This window comes from Oribacterium sp. KHPX15 (assembly GCF_900107835.1).
Lineage (GTDB): Bacteria > Bacillota > Clostridia > Lachnospirales > Lachnospiraceae > Oribacterium.
Genome location: NZ_FNRG01000012.1, coordinates 43,136 through 56,382, shown reverse-complemented (window position 1 = coordinate 56,382; position 13,247 = coordinate 43,136). Strand labels below are relative to the sequence as shown.

Annotated in this window: 12 protein-coding genes; 4 read left to right on the top strand and 8 right to left on the bottom strand. The window is 42.9% G+C overall.

Features of this window, described 5'->3' with window-relative positions; genetic code table 11:
• Positions 1–56: 56 nt before the first annotated feature.
• Genes BLV86_RS09005 through BLV86_RS08970 form a run of 8 tightly spaced genes read right to left on the bottom strand, consistent with a single transcriptional unit; the run spans position 57 to position 8,718 of the window.
• The gene (locus tag BLV86_RS09005; RefSeq protein ID WP_090816389.1) at positions 57–1,652 is read right to left on the bottom strand and encodes a hypothetical protein; all 1,596 of its coding nucleotides are present in this window, start codon (positions 1,650–1,652) and stop codon (positions 57–59) included.
• A 19-nt stretch (positions 1,653–1,671) separates the two neighbouring features.
• Entirely contained in the window at positions 1,672–2,790 is a 1,119-nt protein-coding gene (locus BLV86_RS09000; protein WP_090816387.1) for a glycosyltransferase, read from the bottom strand.
• A complete protein-coding gene (locus BLV86_RS08995) occupies positions 2,787–3,425 on the bottom strand; it encodes a PilZ domain-containing protein (RefSeq protein ID WP_090816385.1) in 639 nt (212 codons plus the stop codon). Before BLV86_RS08995 ends, BLV86_RS09000 begins: the two co-directional genes overlap by 4 nt.
• A 41-nt stretch (positions 3,426–3,466) precedes the next feature.
• Entirely contained in the window at positions 3,467–4,321 is an 855-nt protein-coding gene (locus BLV86_RS08990) for a lytic transglycosylase domain-containing protein (protein WP_242873274.1), read from the bottom strand.
• A 39-nt stretch (positions 4,322–4,360) separates the two neighbouring features.
• A complete protein-coding gene (locus BLV86_RS08985; protein ID WP_049962278.1) occupies positions 4,361–5,554 on the bottom strand; it encodes a hypothetical protein in 1,194 nt (397 codons plus the stop codon).
• Positions 5,555–5,566: 12 nt separating this feature from the next.
• Positions 5,567–7,000, bottom strand: coding sequence for a PspC-like choline-binding domain-containing protein (locus BLV86_RS08980; RefSeq protein WP_090816382.1), 1,434 nt, complete (start codon positions 6,998–7,000; stop codon positions 5,567–5,569).
• Positions 6,978–7,319, bottom strand: coding sequence for an EscU/YscU/HrcU family type III secretion system export apparatus switch protein (locus tag BLV86_RS08975; protein WP_031549314.1), 342 nt, complete (start codon positions 7,317–7,319; stop codon positions 6,978–6,980). The genes BLV86_RS08980 and BLV86_RS08975 overlap by 23 nt, the downstream gene beginning before the upstream one ends.
• The gene (locus tag BLV86_RS08970; RefSeq protein WP_090816380.1) at positions 7,306–8,718 is read right to left on the bottom strand and encodes a hypothetical protein; all 1,413 of its coding nucleotides are present in this window, start codon (positions 8,716–8,718) and stop codon (positions 7,306–7,308) included. The genes BLV86_RS08975 and BLV86_RS08970 overlap by 14 nt, the downstream gene beginning before the upstream one ends.
• Before the next feature lie 352 nt (positions 8,719–9,070).
• Here BLV86_RS08970 and flgM point away from each other — a divergent pair, with 352 nt between their 5' ends.
• The 4 genes from flgM (at position 9,071) to BLV86_RS08950 (ending at position 13,188) form a co-directional block, all read left to right on the top strand.
• Positions 9,071–9,385: a flagellar biosynthesis anti-sigma factor FlgM gene (flgM, locus tag BLV86_RS08965; protein WP_049962277.1), complete on the top strand. Its 315-nt coding sequence runs from the start codon at positions 9,071–9,073 to the stop codon at positions 9,383–9,385.
• A gap of 21 nt (positions 9,386–9,406) precedes the next feature.
• Positions 9,407–9,838: a hypothetical protein gene (locus BLV86_RS08960; protein ID WP_031549308.1), complete on the top strand. Its 432-nt coding sequence runs from the start codon at positions 9,407–9,409 to the stop codon at positions 9,836–9,838.
• Positions 9,839–10,063: 225 nt separating this feature from the next.
• Positions 10,064–11,995 carry a flagellar hook-associated protein FlgK gene (locus BLV86_RS08955; protein WP_090816378.1) on the top strand — a complete coding sequence of 644 codons (1,932 nt, stop codon included), beginning with the start codon at positions 10,064–10,066 and terminating at the stop codon, positions 11,993–11,995.
• Between the two features lie 23 nt (positions 11,996–12,018).
• Entirely contained in the window at positions 12,019–13,188 is a 1,170-nt protein-coding gene (locus BLV86_RS08950; protein ID WP_031549304.1) for a hypothetical protein, read from the top strand.
• The last annotated feature ends 59 nt before the right edge of the window (positions 13,189–13,247 follow it).

Below are 13,247 nucleotides of genomic sequence, written 5' to 3'. Positions count from 1 at the left end.
AACGTTTTTTCAAAAAATTTATATTTTTATAATTATCCCGGGATGAAAATTTAATCTCATTCATAACCAATGGGGCTTTCGGAAAGTCTGTTTTCGGGCTGCGGATCGCTCTTCTTTGGCTTTGCGCGCCTTCTTATCTCACCGAACAGCCTGAAAGGTGATTCCTTCGTTAAGGTTTCCTTTATGATGTTAGTTATGGATACCCTGTAACCCGGATCGTTAATTGACGGAATCTCCAAAAGCAGACCGATCTGTGCATCGGCATCCAGCCCTATATCATTGTATTTAAGCACCACGTCTTTTACATACTTATAAGAAACCGTGGCAGAACGTCTTTCGTTTGCCACCAGAACCTGATTCATCTCAGATATATATCTTGCCCTTATGGTAGTTTCCGAAGCCTGCTTTTCATATGTCCTCATACTAACTCTTGAGGCATCGTGACCGGCTCTTCCGTAACCCATATCTATCCATCCGTATTCATCCACCAGTATTCTGGCTGCGGAATCAAAACCGTAGTAGATGATCTGCTCCTCTCTGATCTCCGCAAGAAGTCCGGATGAAGCTTCCGGGATCAGATTCATGATGAGATTCGGATCATTGAATGGCACCCTTATAAGCTTCATTTTTGTTTCTGTGTAATAAATATTCAGAATGGCTCTGAGAAAATCATGGATCCTCACCTCATCATATCTGTATCTTGCTTCCGCCACCGCAAGCTCCAGGATAATCTTATTCTTTATTTCCTCTGACATATTCCTGGCTCTCGCCACTTCTTCAACACCTGAGGCATGTCTCAGAAACTGGGCATTTAACATCTCCTCTCTTACATTCATTGTATGATTTGTAAGAAAGGATACTTTCCTTATAACACTTGACTCCCTGTCATTTCGTATGGATATCGCATGCATGGGCTTTTCACCCGCAAGTCCTATGCCGATGATCACCGCCTCAGGTGATCTCTTGATGTTGTTAAGGATAACTTCGTCATTCCAGAAAACCATATGATTATAGTTTTCCTTCAACTCGTAAAAATGGATGTTGGAATACTTCTGATACTCGTTTTTTAAAATATTGGCAGCCTCAACATTGTATATATTATTGCATGCTGTATATACATCCACCCTTTTATTCTGGTGAAGATCACCGATGAAATCCGAAAGTACCTCATCCCGCTGACGGAAATTTATGGCCTCCTCCAGGCGGTCAAGATCGATCTCTATGGAAGGACGATTTTGAATATAAGCTACCAGTTCATATTCATTTATGGGAACTGTGAGACCCTCTACACCATTTCTTCTGGCTCTTTGTATATTTTGAACCAGAATACTAAGCATATGATTGATTTCATTCTGATCCCCCTGATCATCAGATGCTTCGCAGGTCGTAATGACGGTCCTCGTGCCCTGGCCATTTACAGATTCAACTATAAGCTGATTACTGCCTTCATTTTTCCTTATGTTCACTCTGGCTTCCGGGGTAAGCTCCACTATCTCCTCTCCGGAAATATTGTAAAGCGATACCGGCTTATTGCTGTATTGATATTCTACAGGTTCTTCACGACTTTTGTCATTGCCATTAAGGATCCTGGTAAATGTACTTAATGGATGGTCTTGATTGAACCTGTCAAAAAAATCATTGATCTTACCCATCTAAGCATCCCCTTTTTTGTCACAAAACTTTTATGCGCTCCTCTGCCTTTTTATACCCTTGTTCTGCTGCCTGCTTATAATAGTGAAGCGCCTTTTCCTTCTGTCCGGACACCTCGTACCAGGTTCCCAGGTTATAAGCTGCCTTAAAAGAACCGGTTCCTATAACACCTTCCGGTCTCTCAACCTCCCCGAGACTTAAACACTTAAGATAGCTTTTCTCTATATATGGAAGCAAATGCTGATACTTCTCTGTATTCTTAAGAACGAGTTTCATATAGAAAAGTCCTGAGTAAAAGAAAAAGTCCGGATTTCTTGTGAAATCATACTGGACCTTTCCCATGATGTCTCCGGCTTCCTCCAGACTCTCCTCTGTACCCATATCATAAAGCGTGTAGAGATACCTCATGATACCGTCAGTCCAATACGGTGCCTGGCGTATCTCTTTCTTGCCGGAAAACCTGAAAAAGGTTCTGAAGTAGGGAAGACTTTCCTCTTCTCTTTTTAAATTACGGAGGGTTATAGCCATCTGGTAATTATAGTAAGGATAATTTGGTTCCTTCTTTAAAGCCTCGATGAGATATTCAAGGTTCCTCTGTCCCTTACCCTCCTGAAGATAACCGTCATGCTCTGCATAAAGGGGAGACATCTTGTTCACTACCTTGGCATTGATCTGTTCATGAATGCTTCCCTTATATCTCATTCCGGCAGGAAGGATCCTTTGTATCTGAGTAATGCTTCTGTCTATCTCGTCACCGTTAGGATACGAATCCTCTCTTTTAATAAGGCCCAGCCATCTCATACCCTGACGGTCATACATCATGTCTATAAAATCCCTTAATGCTTTAGGATTACTTTCTTCATCATTCTTTAGATACTCATCTGCATCCAGAATCAGGTGTATCTCCCCGCCATGATCCCTTTCAGAATGACCAAGGGCGAAGTTTCTTGCTTCGGAGAAATCATTAACCCAGGGAAAATCATAAACATGGGCACCGAATTTTTTAGCTATTTCGATGGTGCCATCTGTGGAGCCGCTGTCCGCTATAACGATATTGTCCACAAAGGGCGCAGCCGCGCTTAAGCACTTTTCGAGACACCGTTCTTCATTTTTTACGATCATTACCAAGTTTACGATCATAACCCGCCTATCTCCTCAACCTCATTTTTGCGCTGCTCTCTAAGTACATTAAAGACATAGCCACGGATAGCTGTTTCCCCGCCTTCGCTAAGTTCCACAAATCTTAAGCCATAGCCATTACTCCCTGACTCATCCATCTGTCCCCAGAGCACCATACACCTGAAGGGTCTTTCAACATTTTTAAAGGTATAATGGAAGTTAAGGATCTCTCCGATGGTCAATGGCTCAGGTGTAACCATATAGATGCCGCCGGCACTTATATTGGTGATAACTCCGAAAAAGCTTTTCGCACCCTCGTTTTCCGAAGTGAACTGGACAGTTATATCAACAGAAGCCCGTATATCCTGCTGCCTCTGTATGATCTCGATAACCTCCAGAATCTCACATTCGCCCATCCAGAACTCACTCATCCTGGGATATCCGGGATTTTTATGAACCACCACATCGCACTTTGTCTTTATACAGCCCTTTATATTGTCATTGAAAATGACTTCTGTCCTGCTCATTCGAATATCCTGAAGGTTAGGGTCTTTAAAATACAGGGCAGGCTTATTGTCAATTCCGCTTACCACTCTGACCTTATAATCCTTATCCTCATATCTAACGGTGCCGCTGTGACAATCCTTAAGTATCATCTGTTACCTCTTATCATTACGGTTCTAATTATTCTATAGTATCAGTCATCATCAAAATCCATGTCGCCGATACTGTTCGTAGTATTCATGAGCATCTGAAGCCTCAGTATCTCAATGAAATTCGCAAACATCTCTTTATCTACCGTGCCCGTTTCATCAATTTCTTTGTTAAGAAGGCCGGAGAATATGGTGTTTATTCCCATCATTCCGCTGTTTTGTGAAGAACCGAATCCAAGAGTTGATATCAGGGATTTCAGTTCATCAACGCTGCTGCCTTCACCTATGAAACCAGATCCTGCCTCCGAGACAGTTCCAAGTACAGAATTGATGTCTATGGCAGCATCACTTTGCAGATCTGCCATTATCTTTTTAACATAATTCTGGGTTTCTTCATATGGAGGAACCCCGTCATATTTTCTCACAGCTCCGGAACCTGCATTATAGGCTGCTAAAGCAAGTTTCAGATCACCGCCGAATTCCTTAATGTTGGCTGCCAGAAGTTTGGCACCACCCATGATATTCTGCTCCGGATCAAAGGGATCGCTGACTCCCAGTTCCTTAGCAGTTGCCGGCATAAGCTGCATTATCCCCATTGCGCCTGCTTTGGATACTGCAGTTACCTGAAAATCCGATTCGGTTTTTGCAACCGATTTTAACAGCTTCTCAGAAACCCCGTAAGTACTGGCGGCTTTCTTGAAAATCGAGTCAAGATTACCGGCCGTTCCGGAAACCGTTTTAGCGGTTGTTTTCTCGGCTGTTTTCTCAGCTGTTCCCGCAGCCTTTACACCATTCAGAACATTCTTGAAGGTTTTTGTATCCTTCGAAAGAATGGTGGTTCCCTCAGGTCTTCCCTTTCCGGTTTTATTGATCTCTGAGATAGACTCCATAAGTGGCATATAACACATCCCCCTTTATTAAGTACACTGTAAATTTAATCATTGCTGTGCCATCATCCGGCCAAAATCATCAAGATAGTAAACCTTGCCTCCGTCATAAAGATATCCGGTCTGCATCCTTCCGCTGCTGTTGAAATAGTACCAGAAGCCGTTTATAAACACCCAGCCGGTGTGCATCCTTCCGTAGGTAGGATCCAGAAAATAAGTACTTCCGTCACCGTCCACCAGGAATCCAGTCATCATCTGGCCCTTATTGTCAAAGTAATACCAGCTGTCTCCTATATACTTCCATCCGGTGGCTGCTCTTCCATAGTCATCATAGTAAAACCAGGCCCCTCCCGGATAGTACCAGCCGGTGGTGCTTCCCTGGGCACCATTATATATATTCGCAGTTCCTTCATTCGTTGTTGTATTGTACCCTATAGGCGTAACACCCTTTGTTCCTGTGCGGGAATTTACAACATCCTCTTCCGAAGTAACCGCCTCTCCCTCCTTAAGATACTTTTTCTCATCCGATGTCATGGGTATGGCTTTTACTTCATAATAGTAAGTATCCTTTGTATACTCAGGTATCTTTTCAGAGAGATCCAGTGTTGTGCCCCTTACCTTTTTTGTCAGAACAGAGGTGTCATTTTCATAAAGGGTAACCTCGTACCCCGGTGCGTAATCAACTTCTTTCCACACAGCCTTCTTGAAATTGTAGTCCCATCCTGCGGATGTGGTACAGTCGAGAACGGTACAAGGCATATAGTATACCTTTAATCTCAGAGTATCTCCGTCATCTACTCTTCCGCAATGGTTAAACTCGGCTCCCTTTAAAGTCACCGTCGATCTGTTCCAGTTTTTCGCGAAGTAGTAACCCTCATCCGCATGAAAATCTATAGTGATAACAACCTTGTTTCCCGGTTTCCACTTTTCGATATCCTTTGAGTAATCAATCTCTCCTATATCAATATTACTTGTGCTTGTGGTAATGGTAGGAGCCAGAATCTCACCGGGATCTCCATAATTTTGTTCTATATCCACTTTGATCTTATCGATGATACTGCCATCTGCTTTGGCTGTTTTTGTATGAGTAAGCAAAAACCATGCCACAATAAGCAGAAGCATGAAAAGCTTTGCAGCTTTATTGGATCTTTTCGCATCCTTTTCAAGCCTTTCCAGCTCCTCCTGCCTTTGTTCCCTTATACGGTCTCTGTATGAAGGTCTGTTTCTGTTGTATGGATCCTTCATGTCGTGCCTCTCTTACTGCATGATTCCGTCATTGTTAACATAATACTCACCAATGTAAGCATTGGTAGCCATCTGTCCGCTTCCGGGGTAGAAGTAATAATAGTTTCCGTTCACACTGTGCCATCCCTCAACCATAGTTCCGTCAGAGTCACAATAGTAGGTCTTGCCGTTTCTGTGAATCCATCCTGTGAACATAACTCCCAGAAGTGAATTATCAATATCGTTCAGGAAATAGTATTTTCCGTTTTCATAAAGCCAGCCTGTATACATGGCACCATTACTCTTGAAATAATAGTATTGGCCGTTGATGATACGCCAGCCGTTATTGGCTGTCTGACCGTAAACCTCACCGGTTTTCAGCTCATCTCTGGGGATCAGATAATACCAGTCCGAACCGTTTTTCATCCAGCCTGTATACATGGCACCGTTTTTCAACAGGAAATAGGTTCTTCCGTTAACTTCCTGCCAGCCGGTCTGCATCTGTCCATACTGATTAAAGAGATACCAGTCATTATCTATGTATGCCCAGCCGGCTCCCTGAAGTGTGTTATCCGAAACATATCTGTAGTACCAGAATCCGTTATCTTTATACCATCCAAACTGATATAAAGGTTTTGCCTGTCCGCCGCTTCCTCCCCGGCCTGTTCCGTCAGACACATCTCTGTCTGTGATTACCAGTTCTGTAGAACTCACCCATTCACTGTTACCGGTATACTTCTTTTCCTTGCTGTCGGTAACTATGGTTCTCATCTCTACCTGATATTTACCTTCCTGAGTCATATAAGGATAAAAATTATAGAGAAGCCCCGAACTTGTGACGGTGGTAACATTCTTTTTATCTCTCAAAAGCTTAAGTTCGTAAGTCCCGGAAGTGTTATCCGGCCTTGTCCATCTTATCTCACCCAGCTTATTATCATTCCAGAATACATCCGTCGGAGAATCATAATCTCCCTTTATGGGATCAATCTTAAGAGTGATAATGAGATCATCCTTACTTTTTGTGGCGTTCACGAAGGTACCGCCGGTTATGGATACGTTGGAACTTCTGTAGCTGCTAAGAAAATAGTTTTTCGATATATCCGAAACCTGAAGGGTGATTCTCATGGTAGGGGTCTCTCCGCTCTTGGCTCTCGTATCTGCCCCACTTGTCCACTCCGCTTCTGTAATAGAATACTTATTGCCGCCGGTTGATACGGCGATCTCATTATCATCCACAGAGGTTTTCTCAACTTTGATTTCTTCAGGGATCATCCTGCCTGCTTCAAGCTTTGACTTAACCTTGACAGACACAGTATTGATGGGCTGTGTGGCGGCAAAGGAAGCTATTCCGGTAAGGCAAATGAGTATCAGAAGCACCGGCAAAAGTTTCCGTAAGAAGCTCCTGTTTGCTTTTGCCTTTTCTCCTGTTTCCTTATTCATTTTTTTACGACTGAATGATATCTTCATCTCCCATTACTTCCTTAGGCGGTTCCGGCTCAGCTACCTTGTTGTTTTCTCTTTCAGCGAATCTCAGGAAATAAACATATATTTCTACAACTGCACTGAAAAGCTCCGGAGGAATCTCGGCTCCAAGCTTTAATTGCGTAAGGAGTGAAGCAAGAGAATCATCCTCATACACAGGCACTCCCGCCTTCATGGCCGTTTCAGTGATCTTTTCTGCTGTATATCCCATTCCGGAAGCAACTATCACCGGTGCTCCGTTTTTATCGGGATCATATTTTAAGGCTGCTGCCTTTTTCTTTCTGATAGGTTCAGACGGCGACATTTATACCTTTCTCCTTTTCCTTTATCTCAGGAAATACTTCATCCACCCTGTGACTTCTTGTGAGTACCCCAAGTTCCATGGTGCTTACCCTGAGACCGTTTTTTGTGATAATGTCCTGGATACTCCTGGAAATGTTTTCCTGAGGTTCCGTAAGTGTCGGCGGGACAAATATCTGCATATTGACATTACCGTTATTCACCATGGATATCAGTTCAAAATTGCCGACATTCTGAATACTGAATTTAATAAACAGCTTCTGTTTTTTTGCAGCATCAGGTCTGTCTCTCTCAGCATCCGGATCTATCCACATTTCCGACATAACATTTTTATCCTGATATCTGAAAGGAACCAGCAAATGAAGAAGGGGCATATAGACACTCTCATTCATCAAAAGATGATTCAGTACCTTATAATATTTTTCCACACTTTCTGATCCCGCGCTTCCTTCTGTCCCCTTCTGTATAAGCTTTGTAAGCATCTCCGGCAAATTTTTGGCCTTCTCCGATTGTGGTCTCAGATTCTCCATAGCCTTTTGCAGGGCCTCCTCCGGATCTCCTTTAAAGAACATTCGGAAGTCACCGTTTTTGATCATCTTGGTAAACAGCTGCTGAAGCACATTCTTGTCTCCTGCCTCATACTTTACGGCATAAAGTGAGAACAGGACACTGGCGGTCCTGACAGCACCATAGTTATGGGTTTTTGAGACATACTTTGACAGAAAAGGTATGATCTCTTTGTTAATGACCTCTGTATTTTTTTCAATATCTCCGGGAGCTGCGTTTTTGTCCAACTGTTCCATCAGTTTGGAAAAACTCTCTCTTGAAGAAGGAAGGAGCAAACTCTCAATGTCTTTACCGAGAGACTCCATTTGATTGAGCAGATGCTCACTCGACGCATAATTGTTATAGGTTTTTACAAAATCGAGAATCGTTTCTCTGAAGGAGGGTGAAATCTTTTCATTCAGGATATCCCGTAATCCATCGAAGAGCTCTCCTGAAAATTTCACCTGCGCCTGCTGCTGGGATTCTATAAGAGTCATCAGTTCTTCCGGCTCCGTAGTCTCCATCTCTGTGAAAAGCTGGGTCAGAACTTCCTGAATCTCTGTGTCTCCCATGGTCTGCAATGCAACCCCGTCCGTAAACAGAAGCTGTTCCATTTCCATGGTGAGCTGCATGCCTTCATACATCCTTTGAATAAAATTCGTATAATTCGATTCAAAGTTTATGGTACCTTCCCCTACTTCAGGACCTATCTGTTCACCGTTTTCCCCCGGGGGAGAAGGGATCACCCTGTCCGGCGACTGTATCTGAGGGGTTTGCGGCGTATGGGGATACACTCCGGGGGAGCCTATACCCTGACCACCCATGGTAGGATTCTGTACCTGTAATATATTGGCCATATTATTTATCTCCTTTAAGCGATCTTGATCGCATAAATCGCATAGTTAATTTCCTAATAGTATTATATCGACTTCTTGATTATGAACTATTAGAAAAAAATGTAAAAATACACTTATATTTTTTGGAAAATTTGCCGTTTAACATGTGCAATTTAAAATTTTTATAGCGTTATCCAATTCTTGATGTTATATTGTCTGAGCAAAGGACGATAATATGTTTAAATAAAAACAAGAAGCACAATTTTTTAATGAAAAAATTTTAAATATAAGTTATTATTTTGAAACTACTGTCGATATTATAAGCAGAAGGAACTCATTGATTTAATTGTGCGTTTATGCAAGGAGGCAATTTATGGACGTCAATTTACGTACTACTCTGTTTGGTAAGGTTGGATATACCAATACAGACAAGAATGTAAACAAAAAAACAAAATCCTCTTCCGCATCATCCGCATCTTATGTGAGCAGTTTTGATAAGGCATCTTTCTCAACAAATTCTGTCAGCGATGACAGCTTCGCATCGATGCTTGCTTCAAAAACCGCCGCTTCTATGAAATCAGGCGTGAGCGCCAGCAGAGTTGCGGAGCTCAAAGCACAGGTTCAGTCCGGCACATATAATGTGGATTCAACAAGAATTGCGGAACGTATGCTTGGATACAGAGGATGATATACCCTTTAAGGAGTGAGTATGACAGACTCTGCAACATTTAACGATTTCACAAAGGTACTTACAGGACAGGTATCCGTTGTGAAAAAGCTCATCAGGCTGGAGCGGGAAATGACCGTTTCCGCCTCACATGATGACCCCAAAAAACTTGATGTCCTTGTCAAAGAGGCCCAGCCCGATCTTTACAGTTTTCGAAGTCTCGAAAAAAAACGTGTCCAGCTTGCCGAAAAGCTTGGTTGGAAGGGTCTTCGGTCCAGCCAGATACTGTCCCGGGTGTCCGAAGAGGAAAAGTCGGTATTAAGTCCCTTATTTGATGATCTGAAGGAAGCTCTTGAAATCTTGAAAGAGAGTCAGGTGTCTGCTGAAAGGATCATGCGTATCAGACTAAATGATGTTAATGTTGCGATATCCACCAATAAAATTCCAAAAGCATTTCAGGATACTTTAGCTTGATTTTACCCTTTAAAATCATAAATGAGACATAAGGCAGCTGTACATGGAAGTGTGCAGCTGCCTTTCTTCTATGTCCGGATTCTTTCTTTACTGCCCACAACATTCAAATTCTTTCTTTATACTAATTTTACCCCTGATATCTAATGTTTTTTGAAAAACCGACGATATATATAAGAGAAATAAGATGATTATGCGAAAGCATGCCTATAGACAGGAGGTAAATTTATGGTTCGCCCAACATTCGGAGGTTTCCAGACTGCTCTCACATCCCTGCAGTCAAACTCAAAAAAGCTTGATGTAACGTCGCAGAACCTCGCCAATATGAACGTAGAAGGCTATACCAGGCAGCAATTAAAGACCTCCAGCCTTAACTACAATAATCCCACATCCTATTACATGAACGAAAACGATGTGAACGTTGGCTTCGGTGTTTCCATGGACGAAGTAGTTCAGCTTCGTGACCAGTTCCTGGATATTCAGTACCGGGATCAGAATACAAAATATGCCTACAACGACACAACCGAATACTCACTGAATACTCTGGGTAGTTTTATGGACGAGTCCAATATGGACGGAATCAGAGCATCTCTTGACGAAGTTCAGGAAGCTCTCACTATCATGCAGGATACTTCCAAGGTTCAGGATCCCATATATGAAGGCCAGCTGCAATCTACCCTGAACGCTACCTGCGTGCTCCTTAATTCTGCAGCAGACAAGATAAAAACAGCCGAAGATAACGAATTTGAGAAGCTCTATGGTGAAGGAACCTCTGAGGGTGGTGCCGTTGAGAAAATCAATGACCTTCTTCGGGAAATAGGTGATCTCAATAAACAGATCAAACATAACCAGCTTATGGGAAGTAAAGCTCTGGAGCTTCTGGACGAGAGAAACCTGAAGATTGATGAACTCTCATCTTATATACCCATAACTGTTGAAAGCTTTTCAGAGACCTATAATGTATATGAGACCGTGACCGCTACTGATTCCAATGGTAATCCTATTCAGGCTACTGACGGAGATGGTAATCCATTAGTCGATGGCGATGGCAATCCTGTTTATGAAACGGAAACAAAAGTAACAGAACGTCAGAAAATCTACATATACAACCAGACCGGTGAGATTGCCGGCAGATCTGACTGGCCGTCGGATTTACGTATATCTCTTGATTACACCACAACCAATGCAGACGGTACTGTAAATAATGAAAGTATAATCCTGGTAAACGGCACTTATGATGATGCCAATGGATTTAACTACGGTAAAGTAAAGCTGACAGGAGCAGATAATGACCCTCCTACCTATACCAAATGGAACAGCACAAACCCTGCTACATCGGGAACCGGTCCTTTGGATGTACAGCTTGATTTTATTTCAGCAGCAACAAATAAAAAAGGAACTCAGGTATCAGCCCAAACCATAAGAACCGCCAACAGTGCTACAACACCCGGAAACGGTGAAGTCACCTTCTCGGGAGGTTCTGTTCAGGCAGGCCTAGATATGCTTGCCAAATCAGATCCAAACGGCACTGCCACCAGCGGCTTAAAGCAGGGAACCTATTATGGCTATGACTACTATATGGATAAGCTGGACAATCTGGCACAGACTCTTGCTGATGAGATGAATACATATAATTATATGGGTAATACCTGGGATTACCCCACTCAGACTGAAGCTCAGGCAAGGGCTGACGCAGAATCTGCCATAGATGGCGGCGCAACTGATTACATTATGCTTGTTAACAGAAGCACACAGACCGGTAAGTTCGATGAGATCACCGCCGAAAATATTTCCCTCAGTAAGAAGTGGATAAACGGCGATACAAAAATAGGTCTTAAGGGTGCCGACTCCAACCAGACTGTCCTCAATATGCTGAGATCCTTTACCCAGCCTCATTCAGAACTTGCGGATAAAACCTTTGCAAACTACATGAACAGTCTTTCCACAAGGCTTGCCAATGACCAGTATAACAATAAGGATGCTCTCGACACCAACAAAGTCGTACTTGACAGCATTACAAGCTCCAAGGATCAGTTGTCCGGTGTCAGCCTGGATGAAGAAGCAGCCAACATGATGATCTATGTTTCCTCATACAACGCTGCCGCAAAAATAATGACTGCTTTTGACGAAACCCTGGAGACTCTTCTTGGAATCGTCTGATCTTATAGAAAGGAGATACTCCTATGCGCGTCACAGCTTCAACCTTTTACAAAGACTACGCGAAATCTGTTCAGGATCTGAAATCCAAATACAATAAAAGCATGCAGCAGGTTTCCAGCGGAAAAAAGTATGATAATGCTTACGAAAGTCCTCTTGACTACTATGCGGGAAAAAAGATAGACAATCTCTATAACGATGTAGTTACAAAGGATACCATGATAAAGGACGTCATCAACCGTCTGGAGCAGCAGGAATCCACCTCCAGAACCTTCTACTCGGAGATGAGTGACCTGAATATCAAATATGAACAGATGGCTTCCTCATCCTATCAGGGTCTCGAAAGTACTGTAGATACCATGCATACCTACATGCTTAACAAGCAGCAGACCATGACTCAGGATCTCAACGCTACATATGAGAACTACTATGTCATGGGCGGAAATGACCAGACCACGGTTCCTTTCACCATGGATGAAACCGGTATGAAACTGAGCTATCATCACAAGTTCCCCGGAGACAGCAAGGCCACGGTTATAGACATGACATATGACCCGACAACAAAATCTTTTACATTCGGAGGAACTGCTGCAGACGGCAGTACATTGTCAGAAGATCAGGCTCTCAGCAAGGTTCTTACTGCGATGCGTGAACAGGGAAGAATGTCCCTGGGCTACGGCGATATCAACACCGTGGAAACTCTTCCGGATACATACTACGGTGGTTTAAACATGGTAACCGGTCTCACCTCTGAGAAGCTTCGTGCCATGGATGACGCTTCTGCAAAGGAAGCCATCAAGAGTGCCATGAACACCTCTGCTTTCGGTCTGAATGCACAGGCTGTGGATGCAACAAAAACCTATTATGATTCTTTCTACGGAACAGAAGCAGAGCAGCAGGCTGCCTACGACAGGCTGGGCGAAGACCTTGCCTATGTTTTGGGAGGCTGGGATCATGCCATGATCAGCGTCAGCAATACCTTCCGTCGTATCGGTGTAGCTACTCAGACTCTTAATGAAGTAGATAACCAGCTGCAGACTGCCCAGGACACTTACATTGAAGAATATAACGATCATATGTACATTGATACTTATGAAGCCATAGTACAGATGTACCAGAATATGTACTCTTACAATGCAGCGATGCAGGTGGGTTCAAAGATAATGCAGAATTCCCTTTTTGATTTTGTTCAGTAAGAACAATAATTCCATCAAAAACATAGCAATATTTAATTTTATAAGATATACTTAATGGA

Excerpts from the sequence above, each read along its gene's own strand:
- BLV86_RS09005 (WP_090816389.1), bottom strand. The coding sequence starts at position 1,652 with ATGGGTAAGATCAATGATTTTTTTGACAGGTTCAATCAAGACCATCCA.
- BLV86_RS09000 (WP_090816387.1), bottom strand. The coding sequence starts at position 2,790 with ATGATCGTAAACTTGGTAATGATCGTAAAAAATGAAGAACGGTGTCTC.
- BLV86_RS08995 (WP_090816385.1), bottom strand. The coding sequence starts at position 3,425 with ATGATACTTAAGGATTGTCACAGCGGCACCGTTAGATATGAGGATAAG.
- BLV86_RS08990 (WP_242873274.1), bottom strand. The coding sequence starts at position 4,321 with ATGCCACTTATGGAGTCTATCTCAGAGATCAATAAAACCGGAAAGGGA.
- BLV86_RS08985 (WP_049962278.1), bottom strand. The coding sequence starts at position 5,554 with ATGAAGGATCCATACAACAGAAACAGACCTTCATACAGAGACCGTATA.
- BLV86_RS08980 (WP_090816382.1), bottom strand. The coding sequence starts at position 7,000 with ATGAAGATATCATTCAGTCGTAAAAAAATGAATAAGGAAACAGGAGAA.
- BLV86_RS08975 (WP_031549314.1), bottom strand. The coding sequence starts at position 7,319 with ATGTCGCCGTCTGAACCTATCAGAAAGAAAAAGGCAGCAGCCTTAAAA.
- BLV86_RS08970 (WP_090816380.1), bottom strand. The coding sequence starts at position 8,718 with ATGGCCAATATATTACAGGTACAGAATCCTACCATGGGTGGTCAGGGT.
- flgM (WP_049962277.1), top strand. The coding sequence starts at position 9,071 with ATGGACGTCAATTTACGTACTACTCTGTTTGGTAAGGTTGGATATACC.
- BLV86_RS08960 (WP_031549308.1), top strand. The coding sequence starts at position 9,407 with ATGACAGACTCTGCAACATTTAACGATTTCACAAAGGTACTTACAGGA.
- BLV86_RS08955 (WP_090816378.1), top strand. The coding sequence starts at position 10,064 with ATGGTTCGCCCAACATTCGGAGGTTTCCAGACTGCTCTCACATCCCTG.
- BLV86_RS08950 (WP_031549304.1), top strand. The coding sequence starts at position 12,019 with ATGCGCGTCACAGCTTCAACCTTTTACAAAGACTACGCGAAATCTGTT.